The 20,574-nt window shown below is 33.9% G+C and carries 21 protein-coding genes and 1 pseudogene; 16 read left to right on the top strand and 6 right to left on the bottom strand.

What is annotated here, in order from left to right; all coding sequences use genetic code 11:
* Window positions 1–302: 302 nt before the first annotated feature.
* Complete coding sequence (locus Q0Q96_RS05820) at window positions 303–962, bottom strand: DUF4294 domain-containing protein (protein ID WP_293872294.1); 660 nt, start codon at window positions 960–962, stop codon at window positions 303–305.
* Between the two features lie 77 nt (window positions 963–1,039).
* Between Q0Q96_RS05820 and Q0Q96_RS05815 the strand changes: the two genes are divergently transcribed.
* A complete protein-coding gene (locus Q0Q96_RS05815) occupies window positions 1,040–2,128 on the top strand; it encodes a M42 family metallopeptidase (protein ID WP_293872293.1) in 1,089 nt (362 codons plus the stop codon).
* A gap of 75 nt (window positions 2,129–2,203) precedes the next feature.
* Here the strand turns inward: Q0Q96_RS05815 and Q0Q96_RS05810 are convergent, their stop codons facing one another.
* From Q0Q96_RS05810 to Q0Q96_RS05800, 3 genes are all read right to left on the bottom strand, one after another.
* The gene (locus Q0Q96_RS05810; RefSeq protein WP_293872292.1) at window positions 2,204–2,737 is read right to left on the bottom strand and encodes a hypothetical protein; all 534 of its coding nucleotides are present in this window, start codon (window positions 2,735–2,737) and stop codon (window positions 2,204–2,206) included.
* 146 nt (window positions 2,738–2,883) lie between these two features.
* Window positions 2,884–3,831, bottom strand: a complete 948-nt coding sequence (locus Q0Q96_RS05805) for a phosphoribosylaminoimidazolesuccinocarboxamide synthase (protein WP_293872291.1) — start codon at window positions 3,829–3,831, stop codon at window positions 2,884–2,886.
* A 140-nt stretch (window positions 3,832–3,971) separates the two neighbouring features.
* Entirely contained in the window at window positions 3,972–4,925 is a 954-nt protein-coding gene (locus tag Q0Q96_RS05800; RefSeq protein WP_293872290.1) for a PhoH family protein, read from the bottom strand.
* A gap of 123 nt (window positions 4,926–5,048) precedes the next feature.
* Between Q0Q96_RS05800 and Q0Q96_RS05795 the strand changes: the two genes are divergently transcribed.
* The 15 genes from Q0Q96_RS05795 (at window position 5,049) to Q0Q96_RS05725 (ending at window position 19,457) form a co-directional block, all read left to right on the top strand.
* Complete coding sequence (locus Q0Q96_RS05795; protein WP_293872289.1) at window positions 5,049–5,873, top strand: SAM-dependent chlorinase/fluorinase; 825 nt, start codon at window positions 5,049–5,051, stop codon at window positions 5,871–5,873.
* Between the two features lie 25 nt (window positions 5,874–5,898).
* A complete protein-coding gene (locus tag Q0Q96_RS05790; RefSeq protein WP_293872288.1) occupies window positions 5,899–6,195 on the top strand; it encodes an antibiotic biosynthesis monooxygenase family protein in 297 nt (98 codons plus the stop codon).
* 43 nt (window positions 6,196–6,238) lie between these two features.
* Window positions 6,239–6,964 (top strand): gliding motility-associated ABC transporter permease subunit GldF, encoded by a 726-nt coding sequence (gene gldF / locus Q0Q96_RS05785; RefSeq protein ID WP_293872287.1) that lies wholly within the window; start codon window positions 6,239–6,241, stop codon window positions 6,962–6,964.
* Window positions 6,964–8,649, top strand: a complete 1,686-nt coding sequence (gldG, locus tag Q0Q96_RS05780) for a gliding motility-associated ABC transporter substrate-binding protein GldG (protein ID WP_293872286.1) — start codon at window positions 6,964–6,966, stop codon at window positions 8,647–8,649. Before gldF ends, gldG begins: the two co-directional genes overlap by 1 nt.
* A 62-nt stretch (window positions 8,650–8,711) precedes the next feature.
* Window positions 8,712–9,830, top strand: coding sequence for a DNA polymerase III subunit beta (gene dnaN / locus Q0Q96_RS05775; protein WP_293872285.1), 1,119 nt, complete (start codon window positions 8,712–8,714; stop codon window positions 9,828–9,830).
* Between the two features lie 139 nt (window positions 9,831–9,969).
* Window positions 9,970–11,358, top strand: coding sequence for a tRNA uridine-5-carboxymethylaminomethyl(34) synthesis GTPase MnmE (gene mnmE, locus Q0Q96_RS05770; protein ID WP_293872284.1), 1,389 nt, complete (start codon window positions 9,970–9,972; stop codon window positions 11,356–11,358).
* A 62-nt stretch (window positions 11,359–11,420) separates the two neighbouring features.
* Complete coding sequence (locus Q0Q96_RS05765; protein WP_293872283.1) at window positions 11,421–12,212, top strand: sulfite exporter TauE/SafE family protein; 792 nt, start codon at window positions 11,421–11,423, stop codon at window positions 12,210–12,212.
* Window positions 12,213–12,272: 60 nt separating this feature from the next.
* On the top strand, window positions 12,273–13,685 hold the full coding sequence (locus Q0Q96_RS05760) for an MBL fold metallo-hydrolase (protein WP_293872282.1): 1,413 nt from the start codon (window positions 12,273–12,275) through the stop codon (window positions 13,683–13,685).
* 81 nt (window positions 13,686–13,766) lie between these two features.
* Entirely contained in the window at window positions 13,767–14,495 is a 729-nt protein-coding gene (locus Q0Q96_RS05755) for a DUF4369 domain-containing protein (RefSeq protein ID WP_293872281.1), read from the top strand.
* The gene (locus Q0Q96_RS05750; protein WP_366069041.1) at window positions 14,495–14,920 is read left to right on the top strand and encodes a TlpA disulfide reductase family protein; all 426 of its coding nucleotides are present in this window, start codon (window positions 14,495–14,497) and stop codon (window positions 14,918–14,920) included. Before Q0Q96_RS05755 ends, Q0Q96_RS05750 begins: the two co-directional genes overlap by 1 nt.
* A gap of 199 nt (window positions 14,921–15,119) precedes the next feature.
* Window positions 15,120–15,566, top strand: a complete 447-nt coding sequence (locus tag Q0Q96_RS05745; RefSeq protein WP_293872280.1) for a hypothetical protein — start codon at window positions 15,120–15,122, stop codon at window positions 15,564–15,566.
* 4 nt (window positions 15,567–15,570) lie between these two features.
* Window positions 15,571–17,340, top strand: coding sequence for a sensor histidine kinase (locus tag Q0Q96_RS05740; protein WP_293872279.1), 1,770 nt, complete (start codon window positions 15,571–15,573; stop codon window positions 17,338–17,340).
* Window positions 17,337–17,948: a response regulator transcription factor gene (locus Q0Q96_RS05735; protein ID WP_293872278.1), complete on the top strand. Its 612-nt coding sequence runs from the start codon at window positions 17,337–17,339 to the stop codon at window positions 17,946–17,948. The genes Q0Q96_RS05740 and Q0Q96_RS05735 overlap by 4 nt, the downstream gene beginning before the upstream one ends.
* Window positions 17,949–18,534: 586 nt before the next feature.
* Complete coding sequence (locus Q0Q96_RS05730) at window positions 18,535–18,987, top strand: hypothetical protein (RefSeq protein WP_293872277.1); 453 nt, start codon at window positions 18,535–18,537, stop codon at window positions 18,985–18,987.
* Between the two features lie 17 nt (window positions 18,988–19,004).
* Window positions 19,005–19,457, top strand: coding sequence for a hypothetical protein (locus Q0Q96_RS05725; RefSeq protein WP_293872276.1), 453 nt, complete (start codon window positions 19,005–19,007; stop codon window positions 19,455–19,457).
* 55 nt (window positions 19,458–19,512) lie between these two features.
* On the opposite strand, the gene Q0Q96_RS05720 is transcribed toward Q0Q96_RS05725, so the two are convergent.
* Complete coding sequence (locus Q0Q96_RS05720) at window positions 19,513–20,205, bottom strand: SIMPL domain-containing protein (RefSeq protein WP_293872275.1); 693 nt, start codon at window positions 20,203–20,205, stop codon at window positions 19,513–19,515.
* A gap of 49 nt (window positions 20,206–20,254) precedes the next feature.
* Window positions 20,255–20,574, bottom strand: a pseudogene (locus tag Q0Q96_RS05715) (hypothetical protein); the annotation flags it as partial.

Below are 20,574 nucleotides of genomic sequence, written 5' to 3'. Positions count from 1 at the left end.
TTTAAATACTAGTTTGTCAGCATTTAAAACAAGTTTTATACTCTTGAAGGTTGCAAATATAATGCTTTCTAAATACTCCCTCCAAATATATTTTTAGGTTTTTTGTGGTTTTTTAAACAACTAAATAAACTTTTTTTGGATGTAAAAAATCTAAAAAAAATGAGAAATATCAATTTTTAAGAGCTTAAATAAATGGAGTAATCACATTTTTTTGAAAAAAAGAGCAATTGAAAGAAAAAAGAAGGTAATAAATTAATACAATTATAATCTTTATCTTCAAATCGTTAGCAACAAGATTAAAATTATTTTTTCACAACCTTCTTCTCCCAGTAATCGTATAATTGGTCTACATCTATTGGGTTAGCAGGTATTTGAGGAATTAGTCTGCCTCTGGTAAAGGCTCTGTCGAGAATAGTTTCTATTAAGAAATCTTCATTGACTTCATAAGGAACATATTTTGTTTTGAGGTTTATATCAAATAATTTGGCTGTATTATTAGACCAAAATGCTTTCCAACCGCTTTTGTAATCTTTTATAAGTTCGAAAGTAGTAAATCCTGTTTGACGATGAATTAATTTAACTAGAATTTGTCCTTGTTTTCGAGAAAGTTTTTTTAACTGTCCCGTAAATTCGTTTTCCATATAGTCTTCTACTATTTTGAAGTATTTGTTTTTTTCTCTTTTGGATTTTAACTTATCCATATTCATATTTAAAACTGTTAATCTTTCGGCAGCTATTTTAGCTATTGGGTACACTTTATAAACTCTATTTTGAAGTAAAAGAAATTCTTTTTTTTCTTCTGCGCTTAATTTTTGTTTGTAAACTACTACTTCTTCTAAAGGAACAATGGTATCACTTTCAAATTTACCAATTTCTTTTTTCGACACAGAATCATTTAAAATTTGGGCATTTGAAATGAAGGAAACTGATAGCAATAAAAAGAAGTAAACTAACTTTTTCATAGTAAATTATTATTAGTGTAAAAATATAGAATATCCTTAACAACTCTGATGCCAAATTTATATTTTAGCAAAAAAAAATGGCAGCAAAATCGATAATTACCAAATCATCCCTTACTTTTTTAGAAAGTTATTTGAATAATGCTTCTCCAACTGGCTATGAATCAAAGGGTCAGAAAATCTGGATGGATTATTTAAGACCTTATGTAGACACTTTTATTACAGATACTTATGGAAGTGCTGTGGGAGTTATTAATCCAAATGCAAAATATAAAGTAGTTATTGAAGGCCATTCAGACGAGATTTCATGGTATGTAAATTATATTACTGATAATGGCCTTATTTACGTAATAAGAAATGGTGGTTCAGATCATCAAATTGCACCATCAAAAAGAGTTAACATTCATACTAAAAACGGAATTGTAAAGGGGGTTTTCGGTTGGCCAGCAATTCATACTAGAAGTAGGGGCAAGGAAGAACCAGCTAAATTACATAATATATTTATTGATTGCGGTTGTTCGTCCAAAGCAGAAGTAGAAAAATTAGGGGTTCATGTGGGTTGTGTCATAACTTATCCAGATGAATTTATGATTTTAAATGGGAATAAATTTGTTTGTCGAGCCATCGATAATAGGATGGGTGGCTTTATGATTGCAGAAGTTGCACGACTTTTGAAAGAAAATAAAAAAATCCTTCCTTTTGGATTATATATAACCAATTCTGTTCAGGAAGAAATTGGACTTCGAGGTGCTGAAATGATATCTAATACTATTAAACCCAATGTTGCCATCATTACTGATGTTTGCCATGACACGTCGACACCGATGATTGAAAAGAAAATTGAAGGTGATTTAAAATTGGGTAAAGGTCCTGTAATTGCTTATGCTCCTGCGGTTCATAATTTATTGCGAGATTTAATCGTAGAAACTGCAGAAGTAAATAAAATTCCGTTCCAACGTCAAGCTACATCGAGATCAACAGGAACCGATACCGATGCATTTGCTTACAGTAATGGTGGTGTGGCGTCGGCTTTAATTTCGTTACCGTTGCGATACATGCATACTACAGTGGAGATGGTGCATCGTGATGACGTTGAAAATGTCATTAAACTTATTTATGAAAGCTTGCTGAAAATAGAAAACAACGATTCGTTTTCTTATTTTAAATAATCTATGTAAAAAGCAGCTTTATTAAATCCAGCTGTCTCTAACTTTATTATGGTTGTGCATACTTTTGACTTAAATTTATAATTTTAAATCTAAAGTGATGACCACATTGTTGTTACACATTTTATTAGTTTTTAATGAACGATTAATTTTTTCAAAGTTTAATGGATATGCTTCGGTGTCAATAGCGCTCTGAATCAACTGATTATCTTCGTCAACATGGTCTTTAAAATTTGTAGCTTCCAAAATAGGCTGAATGCATTCCTCTTTAGTTTCGGTAATCAATTTGCTTTCAGCAATAACTTCCTCTAATGTTTTGCAGTAGTTTGTTTCAATAACTGAATTTGGATTAAATACTATTGTATCTTCAGTATCGTTCTCTGATATATCTTTTGAAAACACTTGATATGCATTGGCTAATTGCTCTTGCTTATTTTCGGTAACTGGATGATGTGTAGTAACATCTTGTAGATTTAAATCTTGTTGTTGTAATTCGGAAGCAGCTTTACTGTTGTTTGTGAAAGTTAATGCAATTAATCCTAAAAAAATAATTGATGTTTTACTCACTTTTTTTAGATTTTGTTTTTGATATTCGTGAATTGTTGATTTCATGATGTTAGATTTTTTAATTGATAATGATGTATAGTGTTATTAATATCTTATGCAAATATATATCTAAAAACAAGTATCTTGTATTGCACAGTACTAAAATTTAACATTTTATTAACTTTTTAAAAATTTACATCGTATATGTTTGTTTATGTTTTCAGAAACTTTAGAACATTTTGTTCAATGCGTTGCTGTATGTTCGAAATATCTGCTTTGATAAATTTTTCTCCCAAAATATTTTCGTACAATTCGATATAACGTTCAGATACTTCTTCGACATATTCATCACTCATGTAGGGGATTTGTTGCCCCAATTTTCCTTGAAAACCATTTTCAATTAACCAGCGACGGACAAATTCTTTAGATAATTGTTTTTGCTCTTCTCCACTTTCTTGTCTTTCCTTATAACCTTCAGCATAAAAATAACGAGAGGAATCTGGTGTATGAATTTCATCAATTAAAACTATTTTCCCGTCTTTGGTTTTACCAAATTCATATTTGGTATCCACCAAAATCAAGCCGCGACTTGCTGCAATTTCGGTTCCACGTTGGTATAAAGCTCTGGTGTATTTTTCTAAAACCAAATAATCTTCTTTAGAAACTATGTTGTTTACTAAAATCGCTTCGCACGAAATATCTTCATCGTGTGAACCATTGTCGGCTTTAGTAGTTGGTGTGATAATTGGTTTTGGAAATTTGTCGTTTTCTTTCAAATCGTCAGGCATAGTTACACCACAAATGATTCTTTTTCCTGACGCATATTCACGAGCAGCATGACCTGAAAGATAACCACGGATAACCATTTCGACTTTAAAAGGCTCGCAAAGATAACCAATAGCAACATTAGCATCAGGAGTTGCGATGAGCCAATTGGGCACGATATCTTGCGTGAGATGCATAAATTTAGTAGCAATTTGATTCAGAATTTGGCCTTTGTACGGAATGCCTTTGGGCAAGACGACATCAAAAGCAGAAAGCCTGTCGGTAGCAATCATTACTAAAAGTTCGTTATTGATGTTATAGACTTCGCGAACTTTGCCTCGATAAACCGATTTTTGGTTGGGAAATTGAAAATTAGTTGTAGTAATTGTATTCATCACGTAGTGTTGTTGGTGGTGCAAAAATAGGGATTTGAGATTACTTTTTTAGACAACATTTAAAAATAAAAAAAACCTGCCAAGTTAAATTTGGCAGGGTTGAGCTTTTTATTTTGTCAAAAAAAATAGGGTGACTTTGTTTAATAATCGTTGTTTTCTATACTCTTGTAAGCATCAATAACTTTTTTAACCAATCTGTGACGCACAATATCTTTATCATCAAGATAAATAATTCCGATTCCTTCAATGTCTTTAAGTACCAATATGGCTTCTTTTAATCCCGAAATCGTTCTTCTTGGTAAATCAACTTGTCCTGGGTCGCCGGTAATAATAAACTTGGCGTTTTTTCCCATACGTGTTAAAAACATTTTCATTTGCGAATGCGTTGTATTTTGAGCTTCATCCAAAATTACAAATGCATTATCCAACGTTCGTCCACGCATAAAAGCCAAAGGAGCGATTTGAATTATCCCTTTCAGCAAATAATCTTCCAAAGTTTGTGGTGGCAGCATGTCGCGTAAGGCATCATACAAAGGTTGCATGTAGGGATCGAGTTTTTCTTTCATATCGCCCGGCAAAAAACCGAGATTTTCTCCAGCCTCAACCGCAGGCCGCGTTAATACAATTCTTTTAACTTGCTTTTCTTTTAGTGCTTTTACAGCCAAAGCCACACCTGTATAAGTTTTTCCTGTTCCAGCTGGACCCACAGCAAACATCATATCATTTTTTTGAATGATATCTACCATTTTTTGTTGGTTTGGGGTCATGGCTTTAATGAGCTTTCCTCCTATGCCGTGAACCAGGATTTTATCGCTGTCGGGCATACGTTGTTCTTCCTGCGAATTGCTATGTATTACTCTGTCGATAACGTTATCATCGATATTGTTGTATCGCGTAAAATGCAACATCAAACGATTGAAGCGTTTTTCAAACTCATCGAGTTCCTCTTTTTCGCCAAATGCTTTGAGCGTTGTGCCCCGAGCTACAATTTTAAGTTTTGGATAATACCTTTTAATAGTTTCAAGATGAGTGTCTTGAGCGCCCCAAAATTCTTTTGGTGCGATGTCGTGTAATTCAATGATACGTTCGTTCAAAAGCAGCAGTATTAAATTAAAAAAATAGCCAGATAATTATTAGCTTTGTATCCAAATTTAGTTAAATAAAAGAACCGGTTTCATTATTTTTAAAACCAATTTCAACCAAGTTATAAACAATTTATGTCAATAATCACTTTAACAACCGATTACGGATTAAAAGATCACTTTGTTGGTGCTTTGAAAGGTAAGTTGTTATCAGAGTTTCGTGAAGCTACGATTATTGATATTTCGCATGATATTGATCCGTTTAATGTTGCCGAAGCTGCTTATAGTATAGGCGCTGCTTATAATAGTTTCCCAAAAGAAACCGTGCATTTAATTGGTGTTGACATTGAATTAAATAGTGAGAACCAACATATTGCTATGCAATGGAACGACCAATATTTTATTGCCGCAGATAATGGCATTTTGAGCATGTTGATTCAAAAGATTATTCCTCAAAAATTAGTAAGCATCACTATTCACGACCGTTTGCCGGATGATACTTCAGATTTGGATGTATTTGTAAAAGTAGCTTGTCATCTTGCCAAAGGCGGTTTGCTCAACGTTATTGGCAAAGAAATAAAAGCCATAAAAGAAGTTACCGAATTGCAGGCCGTGGTTCAAGAAAACCAAATAAAAGGATATGTGATTTATATCGATCATTTTGGAAATGTAGTAACCAATATTTCTAAAAAATTGTTTTTAGAAACAGTTAAAGGAAGAACTTATGAAATTCAGTTCAAAAGACAAATTATAAAAAACATATTGCCAAAATTCTCAAACATAATGATTTCTGAAAAATATTCTTTGAAAGATTATGAAGGTCAAAAACTCGCGATATTTAACGAAGCTGGCTTTTTAGAAATAGCTATTTTTAGAAGCAATCCTGATAACGTGGGTTCAGCGACGAGTTTATTAGGTTTGAGTTACAGGGATGTGGTGACGATTGAATTTAAGAGTTAGAGAAAAGAAAATAGACGAAACGATTATGTTCATCAGAATAGTAAAAATGAGTTTTCACGAAGAATTTATTCCGAAGTTTTTGGAGAATTTTGACGTGATGAAAGACAAGATACGCGGAGCGAAAGGCAATTGCTTTTTGGATTTGTATCAGGACAAAAACAATTCATGTGTTTTTTTTACGTACAGTTTTTGGGAAACCGAAGAAGACTTGGAAAACTATCGCCGTTCGGAATTGTTTTATGATGTTTGGACGTTTACCAAAAAACTATTCAACGAAAAACCGGAGGCCTGGTCTGTGGATAAAGTAGTTTCACTACCTTAAAATTACGAATAACCAAATAACCACATTAACAAATAAATATTAAATGAAATCCATAGCATTGCGCGAAATAAAATCCTTCTTTGGTTCTCCTATTGGTTATCTTGTAATTGCAATATTTCTTTTGCTCAACGGGCTATTTCTTTGGGTTTTTGATGGCGAATACAACATCTTGCAAAGCGGTTTCGCCGATTTAAGTCCGTTTTTTACCTTGGCACCTTGGATTTTAATTTTTTTAATTCCGGCGGTCACGATGCGTAGTTTTTCGGATGAAAAAAAGCAAGGAACCATCGAATTATTATTGACAAAACCTTTATCACTTTGGCAAATTGTAAATGGCAAATTTCTCGGTTCCTTCATGTTGATTGTCATCGCATTGCTTCCCACTTTGGTTTATGTGTATATGATTTACAGTTTGGGAATGCCCACAGGCAATATAGATATGGGCAGTACCCTAGGTTCTTATTTTGGCTTGTTATTCTTGATAAGCGCTTATACTTCCATTGGGATTTTTACGTCAACGCTTTCAGAAAATCAGATTGTAGCTTTCTTGTTATCGGTATTTTTATGTTTTCTTTTTTACTTTGGATTTGAGGGTATTTCAACGTATGCCAAAGGTTTTGAGGAGGCAGTTTCTAGGATTGGGATGGATTATCATTTTAAAAGTATGTCGCGCGGGGTTCTTGACACCAGAGATATTCTCTATTTTGTGAGTGTTGCCTTTTTGTTTTTATCGTTTACTGTTTTTAAACTTAAATCCTTAAAATCGTAATGGCAACAAAAAACAACTTCAAAAAAATCCTGATTACGATTGGAATTATTATAGTATTGAATGTAGTCGGTCATTTTGTTTTTAAACGTTTTGATTTGACTGCCGACAAACGTTATACGCTTTCGCAAACAACTTTACACATTATTAGTCAGGTTAAAGAACCATTATATATTGACGTTTTTCTGGAAGGCGATTTTCCTGGAGAATTCAAGAAATTACAAACAGAAACCCAACAATTGTTAGAGGAATTCAAGACTCAAAATTCGAATATCATTTTTCAGTTTGTCAATCCTTTAGAAAAAGAAGATCAAAAAGACAAAACCATGCAATCCTTTATGGAACGCGGTTTAACACCAGTAAATGTAACAGTTAGTGATAAAGGTCAGCAAACACAAGAAGTAGTTTTCCCTTGGGCAGTGGCAACTTGCGGGAATCGTTCAGTAAAAGTGCCATTATTGAAAAACATGATGGGAGCTTCAACAGCTCAAAAAGTAGTGATTTCGGTGCAACATTTAGAATATGCTTTCACCAATGCTATCAATACGGTTGCCAAAGCCAAGCAAAAGAAAGTCATTATTCTGAACGGTAACGGGGAACTTCAAGATAAATATATTGCTGATTTTATAAAGTCGGTGAAAGAAAATTATTTTATTGCTCCTTTTACGTTAGATTCTGTTGCAAAAATGCCCAATGAAACGCTAAAACATATAAAAAATTATGACCTAGCTATAATTGCAAAACCTACAGAAGCTTTCACTGACGAGGAAAAACAAGTCCTTGACCAATTTGTTGTAAACGGCGGAAAAACACTTTGGCTATTAGATCAAGTGAATATGGAAATGGATAGTTTATACAACCAATCGGGTGCCAATTTAGCCTTTCCAAGAGATTTGAATTTGAATGATATGTTCTTCAAATATGGTGTTAGAATCCGTCCTGATTTGATTTTCGATTTACAAAATACTCCTATTGCTCTGGCCACTGGTGGACAAGGAAGCGCCACGCAATACACACAATACCCTTGGTTTTATTCGCCAATGATTTATCCATCACAGAAAACTAAAAACGCCATCGTGAGTAATCTTGATGGCATAAAAATGGAATTTGTGAGTCCGATTGAAACTTTAAAAAATACTATAAAAAAGACCATATTACTTCAATCGTCACAGTATTCAAGGCTTGTTGGAACTCCCGCTGAAGTAAATTTAAAAATAGTTTCACAACGACCCGATTCAAAAGATTTTACTGGTAGCGGTAATTATCCTGTAGCGGTATTATTGGAAGGGCAATTTCATTCGGTGTTTGAAAACCGTGTGCTGCCTTTTCAGGATGCTACTTTCAAAACTAAAAACAAAGAAGGCAAAATGATAATCGTTTCGGATGGTGATGTCATCAAAAACCAATTGGACAAAAACTTCCAACCTTTAGAATTGGGCTATGATAAATGGACTAATAATTTGTATGCGAATAAAGAATTTATGATGAACTGCGTCAATTATTTGTTGGATGACAACGGGCTTATCAACATAAGAAGCAAGGAAGTCAATTTGCCCATTTTAGACAAAGAAAAAGTTTACGCTTCTTATACGAATTCACAAATTATTACTGTGGCAGTACCATTAGTTATCCTTGTGATATTTGGTATACTATTTACCATTTTGCGAAAGCGAAAGTACAGTAAGTAATGTTGATAAAAAACTTTTTGAAAATCTGCTAGTTTAAGATATATTTGTAAAAAATAAATAAAATGAAGTTTATAGTATCGAGTTCGTACTTATTAAAACAACTACAAGTTTTAGGTAGCGTTATCAACAGTAGTAATACTTTGCCTATTTTAGATAACTTCTTATTTGATTTAGACCATAAAAATTTAACGGTTTCCGCCTCCGATCTAGAAACAACTATGTCGGCCACTTTAGAAATAGATTCCACCAGCAAGGGAAGTGTTGCAGTTCCTGCAAAATTGTTATTAGACATCTTGAAAACGTTTCCAGAGCAACCCTTAACGTTTACTGTGGAGGAAAATAGCACTATTGAAATTAGTTCCAATTCAGGAAAATACGCAATTGCTTATGCCCCAGGAGAAGAATTTCCAAAATCCGTTAGTTTAGAAGAACCGTCCTCTACTATTGTTCCATCAGATGTTTTGGCAACAGCTATCAGTAAAACGATTTTCGCTGCAGGAAATGATGATTTGCGTCCTGTAATGAGTGGCGTTTTCTTCCAATTTTCTCCAGAGGGATTAATTTTTGTAGCAACAGATGCACACAAATTAGTAAAATATACACGTAGCGATGTAAAAGCGTCTCAAGTAGCTGATTTTATTATGCCCAAAAAACCTTTGAATATTTTAAAAAGCATTTTAGGAACTTCGGATGCCGATGTGACTATTGAATACAACGACTCTAATGCAACTTTTTCTTTTGACAGTTATATTTTGACATGCCGTTTAATTGATGGAAAATATCCAAATTATGAAGCGGTTATACCAAAAGAGAATCCTAATAAATTGATGATTAACAGAGTGCTGTTATTAAACTCTGTGCGACGCGTTGCGATTTTCTCTAACAAAACTACCCATCAAATACGATTGAAAATTGCAGGTGCCGAATTGAACATTTCTGCTGAAGATATTGATTACTCAAACAAAGCAGAAGAGCGATTGACTTGTGATTATCAAGGCGATGATATGCAGATTGGTTTTAATTCTCGTTTTCTTTCTGAAATGTTAACCAATTTAACTTCTGATGAAATTATGTTGGAATTATCTATGCCAAATCGTGCTGGAATCTTAACCCCAATTGACGGTTTAGACGAAGGTGAAACCGTTACTATGCTTGTAATGCCTGTAATGTTGAATAACTAAATACAGACTAACCTTTATACCTAGAAACCGTAATTTCAATGAAATTGCGGTTTTTATTGTTTAAAAGAACTTTACTCTTTTTATTATCTTTGGCATTCAAAAATAAGACTGAACTGAATCAAGTTTAAAAATTTTACAAATGATTTCAAATGAAACTATTGTTGCTTTAGCTTCACCATCAGGTGCTGGCGCAATTGCTGTGATCAGGCTTTCAGGAAAAGAAGCCATTAGTATTGCCGAGCAAGTTTTTCAATCGGTTTCAGGAAAAATAATTTCTAAACAGAAAACCCATACACTTCACCTAGGAACTATTGTAGATAATAGTAAAGTGTTAGACCAAGTATTACTTTCTGTTTTTAAAGGAAATAATTCCTATACTGGCGAAAACACTATCGAAATCTCTTGTCATGGTTCGACATACATCCAGCAGCAAATCATTCAATTATTATTACGAAAAGGCTGTAGAATGGCGCAAGCTGGGGAATTTACATTGCGTTCTTTCCTTAACGGAAAAATGGATTTATCGCAAGCAGAAGCAGTTGCCGATTTAATTTCGTCCAACAATGAAGCGAGTCATCAGATTGCGATGCAGCAAATGCGTGGCGGATTTAGCAATGAAATTTCAAAATTAAGGGAAGAACTATTGAATTTTGCATCACTTATCGAACTCGAATTAGACTTTGCAGAAGAAGATGTTGAGTTTGCTGACAGAACGCAGTTCAAGGAATTGCTCACCCGAATAGAATTTGTTTTAAAACGATTAATCGATTCGTTTGCAGTTGGAAACGTTATTAAAAACGGAATTCCTGTTGCTATTGTTGGTGAACCTAATGTTGGAAAATCGACATTATTAAATGCTTTATTAAATGAAGAGCGGGCAATTGTTTCTGAAATTGCTGGAACAACTCGTGATGCTATTGAAGACGAATTGGTTATTGGCGGCATCGGATTTCGATTTATTGATACTGCCGGAATCCGTGAAACCATAGACTTTGTAGAAAGCATGGGTATCAAAAAAACATTTGAAAAAATCGAACAAGCACAAGTTGTAGTTTATTTATTCGATGGTGCTGTCACATTGAGCGCAGTCGAAGTGCTTTCTATAGAAATCGAAAAAATAAAAAATCAGTTTCCGTTAAAACCACTAATAATCATTGGCAATAAAGCCGATAAGTTATCAGAAGAAGAAGCTAAAAATTTAAAATTTCAAATTCCATCAATACTATTATTGAGTGCCAAAGAAAAACTAGGTATTGAAGATTTAAAAAATCAATTATTATCATTTGTTAACACTGGAGCGCTGCGCAATAATGAAACGATTGTAACCAACACACGTCATTATGATTCTCTAATAAAAGCTTTGGAAGAAATCCAAAAAGTGAAGTTTGGTTTGCAATCGAATGTTCCTACAGATTTAATGGCAATCGACATCAAACAAGCGTTATATTATTTTGGAGAAATTACTGGCGAAGTTACCAATGATGAATTATTAGGAAATATTTTTTTTAATTTCTGCATTGGAAAGTAACTATGAACTAAACCGTGCTTTTTAAGACAATTAAACTATTTTTACAAAATCAATCTTTAACAGTGGCAGAACTTTTAGGTTACATCGGGGCTTTATTCATTGGGATAGTATTAGGAATTACCGGTGGTGGCGGTTCAATACTTACCGTTCCTATATTGGTTTACATTCTAAATTACAATCCGGTACTTGCCACCGCTTACTCTTTATTTATTGTTGGAACAACCTCTGGTTTTGGCACCATTCAAAACTTAAAAAAAGGACTGGTCGTTCCAAAAACAGCAATACAATTTGCCATTCCCTCGGTGATTGGCGTTTACTTAACCCGAAAATTTATTGTTCCAAGAATACCAGAAACAATTTTTTATTTTGGTTCGATCCATGTATCAAAAGCTACTTTTTTGATGTTGCTTTTTGCAGTGGTACTATTTATGGCTGCCTATTCAATGTTGAAAAATAAAAAAGAAAATGACGTTGTTGATTTTAAAACCAAGTCTTTGACAATGATAATTATCCAATTGTTTTTTGTTGGAATTTTAATTGGATTGATTGGTGCCGGTGGCGGTTTTTTAATCATTCCTGCGCTGCTGAAGTTTGCCAAATTACCAATGAAAAAAGCTATTGGCACTTCGCTATTAATTATTACAATTAATTCACTAATTGGTTTTACAGGCGACATTCAAAATATGATAATCGATTGGAAATTCATTATTACGTTCACTACTTTTTCAGTAATTGGAATTTTTATTGGCCTTTACATTCAGCAGTTTATCAATGAAAAGCATTTGAAAAAGATATTTGGAATATTTGTTTTAATAATGTCATTCCTTATTGTGTACAAAGAAATTTTATCATAAAGTATTCCAAATTCCTTATTTATTATTGTAGCTATTCTTTAATTTTGTCTAAAAATTTATATGAAAATCGAACAAATATATACAGGATGCATCGCTCAAGCGGCTTATTATATTGAGAATAATGGTGAGGCCGCTATTTTTGATCCGCTCCGCGAAGTGCAACCCTATCTTAACAGAGCTTTGAATGATAATGCCAAAATAAAATATATTTTTGAAACCCATTTTCATGCCGATTTTGTCTCTGGCCATTTAGATTTAGCCAAGAAAAGCGGTGGACACATAGTGTATGGCCCCACTGCCAATCCCGAATTTGAAGCAATAATTGCAACCGATAATCAAGAGTTTAAAGTAGGTAATTATACCGTAAAAGCAATTCATACTCCTGGGCATACCTTGGAAAGCACTTGCTATCTTCTTAAAGATGAAAACGGAAAACAACACGGTATCATTACAGGAGACACATTGTTTATTGGAGATGTTGGACGACCTGATTTGGCCCAAACGATGGCAGATGATTTGACACAGGAAAAATTGGCGGGCTATCTTTTCGATTCGTTACGAAATAAAATCATGCCTTTATCAGATAATTTAATCGTTTATCCAAGTCATGGTGCGGGAAGTGCCTGCGGCAAAAACATGAGCAAAGAAACCACGGATATTTTGGGCAACCAAAAAAGAACTAATTATGCGTTACGGTCAGATATGACCAAAGAAGAATTTTCGAAAGAACTTTTAGAGGGTCTCGGACTTCCTCCTGCTTATTTTCCTCAAAATGTGATGATGAATAGCAAAGGATATGATAGTTTGGACAGCATTATCCAAAAAAGCAATGTAGGTCTTTCGCCAAAAGAATTTGAAGCAGTAGCCAATCAAGGGGATGTTGTGGTTTTGGATGTCAGACACGAAGATGACTTCGTACAAGCACATATTCCGAATTCGATATTTATAGGTATTCAAGGAAATTTTGCGCCATGGGTGGGTTCCATGTTGAGAGATGTTAACCAAAAATTACTTCTAGTAATTCCCGAAAGTAAAGAAGAAGAAACAATTACTAGATTATCTCGCGTGGGCTTTGATCATGTTTTAGGCTATCTAAAAGGAGGCATTGCAGCATGGGAAAAGCAGGATTTAGAGACTAGCAGTATCGATTCTGTTTCTCCCGAAGAATTTGCCCATCAATTTACTCCAACAAACATGGTAATTGATGCCAGAAAACCAAATGAATATGAAGCAGAACATGTAAATAATGCCATAAATATTCCGTTAGATACTTTAAATGAAAATTTTTTAGAGGTTCCAAAAGCAACCACGTTCTTTTTGCATTGTGCCGGAGGCTATCGCTCGGTAATCATGGCATCTATTTTAAAATCGAGAGGAATTCATAACTTCGTAAATATTGAAAAAGGGTTTGCCGGTATTAAAAAAACAACTATACCTTGTAGCCAATTTGAATGTCCATCAACCAAAAAATAAATTACAAAAAAAATTAAATTACTACGTATTCAATACGCAAATTAAATACATTTGCATTCATTAAAAATTTAAATCAACAAAATGAAAAAAATACTTCTTTTAGTAGCTTTAGCTGTAGCTTTTTATTCATGTAAAAGATTAGCCGAAGGCGAATACGTAATCACGGGTACTGTAAAAGGGATGAAAACCGGTCTTGTTTACCTAGAAAAACAAAACCAAATGGGAATGGGTTCACAAGCTATTGACACCGTTAAAATTGTAGATGGCAAATTTGAAATCAAAGGAAAAACTACTGAACCAGAAATTCACTTTCTTCAAATAGATAAAGTAAATGGTAAAGTTCCTTTTATACTTGAAGGCGGAGAAATAGCGGTTACTGTCGACAAAGACAGCATTTTTAAGTCCAAATTAAGCGGAACTTACAACAATGATGAGTTTAATACATTTAATGTAGAGTCGAACAAAATTCAAAAAAGAATGCAAAAACAAGTGATGGCTTTTCAAACGAAAAACATGACGGCAATGAATGAAGCCCAACAAAAAAATGATACAGTAACGATGAATGCTTTGAGAAAACAGTATGATGTGCTTCAAAAAGATATTACCGATTATACTTTTGGTTATCCAAAAAACCACCCAAAATCATATATCAGCGTTTTAATCACGCAAATGATGTTGAACAATCCTAAATATTCTAAAGATGTTGAAGGAATTTACAAGTCACTTGATGAGTCTTTGAAAAAAACTAAACCAGGAAAAGCTATTAAAACTGGTCTTGATGCGTCAAAAAAAAAACCAGCGCTAAAGTAATAACCATTGGTCAAGCGGCACCCAATTTTAAAGCGCCAAATCCCGATGGAAAACTAGTTTCTTTAAAAGAGAATTTAGGAAAAGTTACTTTAATCGATTTTTGGGCTTCGTGGTGTGCACCTTGTAGAGCAGAAAATCCCAATGTTGTTGCACTTTACAGTGAATTTCATAGCAAAGGATTTAACATTATTAGTGTTTCTCTTGATAACGATGGAAAAAAATGGAAACAAGCTATTGCTACTGATAAACTGATTTGGTCACAAGTTTCTAATTTAAAAGAAATGCAGGATCCTATAGCGTTACAGTACGGAATCTCCCAAATTCCAACGACTTTTTTACTGGATGCAACAGGAAAAATTGTAGCCATTGATTTGAATGGCGAAGCTTTAAAATCTAAAATTAAAGAGCTTTTGGAGATACAATAATCTTGATATTATATACTTTTTAAAAAATCTCCTTATGGGAGATTTTTTATTTTTATTAAAAACCAAAGGTTGAAATAATAAGTTTAAAATATTATTTTTTTTGTAGTAAATACCGTTAGACGAAATCACCTCTAGAGGTGATTTTTTATTACATTTATAATTTCAATTTTGTAATGTATAACCAATAAACCAAAACATTATGAACGTTTACGATTGCTTCGGTGCTTTTAACCTTTCTACAAAAAGCTTTAATTTAGCGGTACAAACCACTAATATAGGGTTGGACGAATTTTATATTAGTAAGTATTACAACATTTGCAGCCCAACTAGATTTGCAATAGTTGCTATTTTACAAACAAAAGATAAAAACGCAACGGATATGACTGGGTGGAAACCAGATTCTGGCTTGCTCAAAACTGATATAAAATTTTCAGCGCTTTCGGCTAAATTTTTAACGTCTAATGACAAAGACATTGCTACCGTGAGTAACGGGGATGAGATTGCAGTTTATACCCTTCACGCTATTGGATTTGATGAAAATGATCAAGATGACATACAAAATATTTTAGATAGAAAGGCTGATAATTTACTTATATTGACAAAAGGATCGCCGCCATCTGTTGGCGGAAAAGGTATTCTCACATAATAGCATGAAAATAAATAGGGTTAAAATAGTGGCTCTAGCAGTAGTATTTTTTTGTACCACTGCTTTTTCATTGGCTCTAAATCCCAACCTTGAGAAATTCAAAAATTCTTTTGAAAAATTAGATTTTAATACCCGAATTACAATCCTAAAAAAAGTAACGCTAAATACATTATCCGATAGCGATAAAGCAACGTATTACCAACTTTATGGTCAAACTTTTTATTTAGAAAACAAAGGTGATCAAGCCATTGCTTATTTTATGAAAGCCATGGAATTATATAAAAAAGAGACTAATTATACCAAAGCAACCGAATTGGGCTTAACCATTGCTGAAATTAAAAGATTATCGGACTACAAATATGAAGACTTTCACTATTTGCTTGATGATGCCGTAGTTTATGCCAAAAAAACAAACAACACTAAACTACTCTGCTCCATCTATAAAGAAATAGCGTCCAACTTTATCAAAACCAATCCCAAAAAAGCCATTGCCTATTTTATCTTGGCAAAAGAAGAAAGCCAAAAAGAAAAAGACTCCCTTTTTGCAGCAAGATTGGACAGTAATATTGGCCTAGTGTATAACGAATTTTTGCACCAGCCTAAAACTGCTCGAATATATTGCACGGCAGCATTGCATTATTTCCAAAAAAAGAAACTTTCTTATTATTTAGCCTCAACCTATATTAACATGGCTGGCATATTGAGAGATGAAAAAAAACCAGATTCGGCGATGATGTATTATCAAAAAGCAGAACTTTTAGATGTGAAAGAATACCAGACAAATTTTAAAATTGCGCTTTATACACAAATGTCTGAAACCTACAAAGAGTTGAAAGATTACAAAAAAGCATACGAATATTCAGAAAAACAAAAAGTGTATCAAAACATCAATAATGAACAAGAAATTGTGAAAGCCATTAGAGATATTGATGCTAAATACCAAACCAAAGAAAACAAACTTCAGATAACCTCCCTAAAAAACACCATGGATAAAGGGGGAAAGGTGATTATATTTCTTTTGATAACTATTGTTTTATTCTTTTTGAGTTATCAAAATATGAGAAGAAAGAAGAAAATAGCAGAGCAAGAAAAACTCATTCAAACCCAAAAAATAGAAAACATCTTGCAGGAACAAGAACTGCACGAAATAGACAAACTTATAGAAGGGCAAGAAAAAGAACGTATCTTAATAGCTAACGAACTTCACGATAATTTGGGCAGTTTGTTAGCGACACTAAAACTTAATTTTCAAAACCTAAAACTACGCAAAACAACTTCGCTTGAAGCAGACGAACAACTGTTTACTACTACCGACGCACTGCTTGAGGAAGCCTATCAAAAAGTAAGAACCCTTGCCCACAAACAAAATGCTGGCGTAATAGGCAATCAAGGACTAGTACCCGCCGTACAAAACATGGCGAGCAAGATAGCTTTATCAGGAAAAATAACCGTGCAAGTCATCCCTTTTGGTCTTGATGAACGGTTAGAAAACACCCTAGAACTTACCATTTTTAGAATGATACAAGAACTTTTGACGAATGCCGTCAAACACGCCCATGCTACTGAAATTATTATAAATTTAACCCAACACGAAGACACTTTAAATATTATTGTAGAAGACAACGGCAACGGATTTGATGTTGACCAAATCGATAAAAAAGACGGTATGGGATTGCCCAATATAGAAAAAAAAGTAACACAACTACAGGGTACCTTTAGCATAGACAGTAGCATAGGCAGAGGAACCACCCTAATAATAGACCTGCCCTTATGATAACTTTAATCCTAGCCGATGACCATCAAGCGATAATAGACGGATTAAAATTGTTGCTGAAAAACGAAAACGACATACTCGTTGTGGGCGAAGCCAATGATGGCGAAGCGCTCATAGAACTCGTAACCACCAAAAACCCCAGCGTAGTCATTACCGATATTCGTATGCCCAAGTGCGATGGCATTGTGGCTACAAAAATTATTAAGAAAGTATTACCCTTGACGAAAATCATTGCCTTTAGCATGTTTGATCAGGCAGAAGCCATAAACCAAATGAAACAAGCAGGAGCTTCGGGCTATATTCTAAAAAATGCTTCGCTACAAAAAGTACTTCAAGCCATAAGAATTGTAGCCAAGGGGGAAACCTACTTTGACGATTCGATAGTTATAAAGGATAATTTTATAAAAGAGAAAATTGTTTTGAGCTCGCGCGAAAAAGAAATATTGCGGCTTGTTGCCGAAGGTAAATCCTCGCAAGAAATAGCAGACCTGCTGCATATTGGCAAAAACACAGTGGCTACTCACCGCAAAAACATTTGTAAAAAATGCAACATCACCGGCAAAACCGATTTGTTACGCTATGCGGTAGAACGTAAATATGATTTCTAAAAAGTAAGAAAAAAATACTAGCAAAATCACCTCTAGGGGTGATTTTTTTATGAAATCTATTGAGGTAATTTGTAATGTAATTAGAATTACAATTTGGTTATTTAGAAGGAAAAACCTGCCCGCTATCATCTTTGTGGTATTTGATGCATAAACTTAGGGCAGGGTTTCTTTAGCAATAACAAAGATTAAAAATTAATGGCATAGCAACATATAAAAATTATACCAGCAGTAATAAAACCTTAAGTATATACTTTTTGATTAAAAAATGTGTGGCAAAACAACACTAATAATCTTAAAACTGCTACGATTATAAAACAAAGCCTAAAGTATAAGTGTAGGCAATAAATACGCTGAAAAATTGAGTATGTGCAGCTTATTGTTCGATTTTAATTTACTATTTGGAGTGCATCATAGTAATGATGTTAACACTAAATCCCCTAGATAGTAAAAGGGTAGCGGCGTTTTATTACCGTCGCTACCTGCTTAAACAGGGAAGACACAAAGCGGTCTTCAAAGTAAAGCATACCCTCGTAGCAATTAAAACCCTGCGAGGTTTATTAAAAAAAAGTCCCTAATTAATAAAAAAATGATACTAGAAAAAATCTTAATCTTTCTTCAAAACCCAATGATTGTAATCGTGATGAGCATCATAGGCAGTTGGTTTATGATCACCAAAATCTTCGATCCGTATCAAAAAAGATTGGAAGAAAAACAAAACTTTACTAGTTGCAGAAACGAAGTGTTCTACAGATTGATGGCACTTCAGATGGCTTGCAACAAGCAATGGAGCAACAGCCGAATTATAGATTTCTTGTATGGCAACGTATCTGTTGACCACAATTTGAAAGACTGGAAAATAAGTTATATGGTGCACTACTGCTGGTCTACTAACGTGTATCAAAAAACAATTACTACCCTGAATGAACTAGAAAACCTAGCACAAGACCACCAAAAATTACCTAATGATGAAAAAAACAAAAAATCAAAACAGCTTATTGACAGCTTACTATTATTACTAAAAAATAATAAAGAACAATAACTAAATCCTTAAATACCATGATTATAGATAACCTCACCAACTTATTAGACAACCCCATAACCACAGTGTGCCTTGTGGCTACGCTTGGTGTTTTGTTCGTGCGTATCGTTTGGTTACCCTACAAAGCAACTACCATTAGTACATCTAAAAATAACCGTTACAAAAAAGAGGTTTTCTTGCGACTGATCGAGTTACAAGTTAGTTTTGAAAACCAATATTCTTCCAAAATAATAGCCTATTTATTGGGGGGCAAAGCACCCATAAACCCCAACTTTAAAAGCTGGAAACTAGATGCACTTATTTACTCGGGATGGTCGGCGTATGCTGTTAGAAATTGCCGACCTACACTTCATGAACTACAAAATTTAGTAGAAGAAAGTAACATCACTATTCACAAAGACAATATCAAAAAAGGATTAGTACTTGTAAATTCCTTAACTACTTATTTGAGGAATCTACCCGAAAAATAACCAAAAACGCTTCAAGAAATTGAAGCGTTTTTGGTTACATCCTAAAAAATATTTCTTATTCCAATAAAAATGTCACACTCACATTGGTATTGATTTCGAGTTCACCAACTGCCAAGGTTTCTCTTTCGACACCACTATCGGCAGTCATTGCCATCCTGTTTCCTTTATACATAGGTTGTGGTGCATAACTTTGAGAATTATCAGTAATCAATAAGGCTTTGCCGACCTTTTGTCCTAATACCGAAACATAATCAGCCGCTTTTTGTTTAGCATCTAGTATGGCTTTTTTTCGTGCCTCTCTTTCATATTCTTCCATTTTAGAGGATTTAAACTCTACTCCGTTTATGGTATTAACACCCGCATCGTTTAGTCCCATCATAACCTCATCATACTTTGATAAATCTTTTAATATGATACTCAACGATTGGTTTGCCTGAAAATTACTTTTCTTTTTTTCGTAATCATAGCCTTTGTTCAAACTCACATTATTCGTTTTAAAATCATTTGCAGGAATTCCCATTTTTCTTAAAAACTTGATGACTCTGTCTACCACCTCATCATTTAGGGCTTTTACTTCTTTGGCAACAGCACCCGAGTTTTGAAAACCCACAGTTATTAATGCCTGATCCGGAATTACTTTTATTTTTCCCTCTCCCGTTACCGAAATTTGGGGAACTTGTGGTTTTGATTCCTGTGCTTGCGTGCTTATCGCAAATAACGCAGCTAAAATTAATACGGTAGTTTTCATAATTTTGTTTTTAATATTTGTTTTTCGTGATTTTCAAAAGTTGTGCCAATTATAATTTGCCCGCTTTTGCCATAATGAATAAAATGATTATAGGTACAGCCAACAGTATGACCATAAAGGTATGCTGTTCAAAAAGTAGCGGATCTTTTAAAAGCGTAATTGCATAACCACCTATAGCACCACCTATGTGTGCGGTATGACCAATGTTGTCTCGCTTGGTTTTCATCCCATAAATAGAATATAGCAAATAGCAAATACCAAATATATACGCAAGCACAGGAATCAAAACCACAAGTTCCCCAAATTTCGGTAACGGGAGAGGGAAAAATAAAAGTAATTCCGGATCAGGCATTAATAACTGTGGGTTTT

This window comes from Flavobacterium sp., from assembly GCF_025352015.1.
Taxonomy (GTDB): Bacteria; Bacteroidota; Bacteroidia; order Flavobacteriales; family Flavobacteriaceae; genus Flavobacterium.
This window is presented reverse-complemented; position numbering and strand designations above follow the sequence as displayed.

Bases quoted from the DNA above. Each gene is read 5' to 3' on its own strand.
- Q0Q96_RS05790 (WP_293872288.1), top strand. From the start codon at position 5,899: ATGTTCATCAGAATAGTAAAAATGAGTTTTCACGAAGAATTTATTCCG.
- Q0Q96_RS05820 (WP_293872294.1), bottom strand. From the start codon at position 962: ATGAAAAAGTTAGTTTACTTCTTTTTATTGCTATCAGTTTCCTTCATT.
- gldF (WP_293872287.1), top strand. From the start codon at position 6,239: ATGAAATCCATAGCATTGCGCGAAATAAAATCCTTCTTTGGTTCTCCT.
- Q0Q96_RS05810 (WP_293872292.1), bottom strand. From the start codon at position 2,737: ATGAAATCAACAATTCACGAATATCAAAAACAAAATCTAAAAAAAGTG.
- Q0Q96_RS05805 (WP_293872291.1), bottom strand. From the start codon at position 3,831: ATGAATACAATTACTACAACTAATTTTCAATTTCCCAACCAAAAATCG.
- Q0Q96_RS05815 (WP_293872293.1), top strand. From the start codon at position 1,040: ATGGCAGCAAAATCGATAATTACCAAATCATCCCTTACTTTTTTAGAA.
- mnmE (WP_293872284.1), top strand. From the start codon at position 9,970: ATGATTTCAAATGAAACTATTGTTGCTTTAGCTTCACCATCAGGTGCT.
- Q0Q96_RS05795 (WP_293872289.1), top strand. From the start codon at position 5,049: ATGTCAATAATCACTTTAACAACCGATTACGGATTAAAAGATCACTTT.
- Q0Q96_RS05760 (WP_293872282.1), top strand. From the start codon at position 12,273: ATGAAAATCGAACAAATATATACAGGATGCATCGCTCAAGCGGCTTAT.
- Q0Q96_RS05755 (WP_293872281.1), top strand. From the start codon at position 13,767: ATGAAAAAAATACTTCTTTTAGTAGCTTTAGCTGTAGCTTTTTATTCA.
- Q0Q96_RS05730 (WP_293872277.1), top strand. From the start codon at position 18,535: ATGATACTAGAAAAAATCTTAATCTTTCTTCAAAACCCAATGATTGTA.
- Q0Q96_RS05740 (WP_293872279.1), top strand. From the start codon at position 15,571: ATGAAAATAAATAGGGTTAAAATAGTGGCTCTAGCAGTAGTATTTTTT.
- Q0Q96_RS05745 (WP_293872280.1), top strand. From the start codon at position 15,120: ATGAACGTTTACGATTGCTTCGGTGCTTTTAACCTTTCTACAAAAAGC.
- Q0Q96_RS05735 (WP_293872278.1), top strand. From the start codon at position 17,337: ATGATAACTTTAATCCTAGCCGATGACCATCAAGCGATAATAGACGGA.
- Q0Q96_RS05720 (WP_293872275.1), bottom strand. From the start codon at position 20,205: ATGAAAACTACCGTATTAATTTTAGCTGCGTTATTTGCGATAAGCACG.
- dnaN (WP_293872285.1), top strand. From the start codon at position 8,712: ATGAAGTTTATAGTATCGAGTTCGTACTTATTAAAACAACTACAAGTT.
- gldG (WP_293872286.1), top strand. From the start codon at position 6,964: ATGGCAACAAAAAACAACTTCAAAAAAATCCTGATTACGATTGGAATT.
- Q0Q96_RS05725 (WP_293872276.1), top strand. From the start codon at position 19,005: ATGATTATAGATAACCTCACCAACTTATTAGACAACCCCATAACCACA.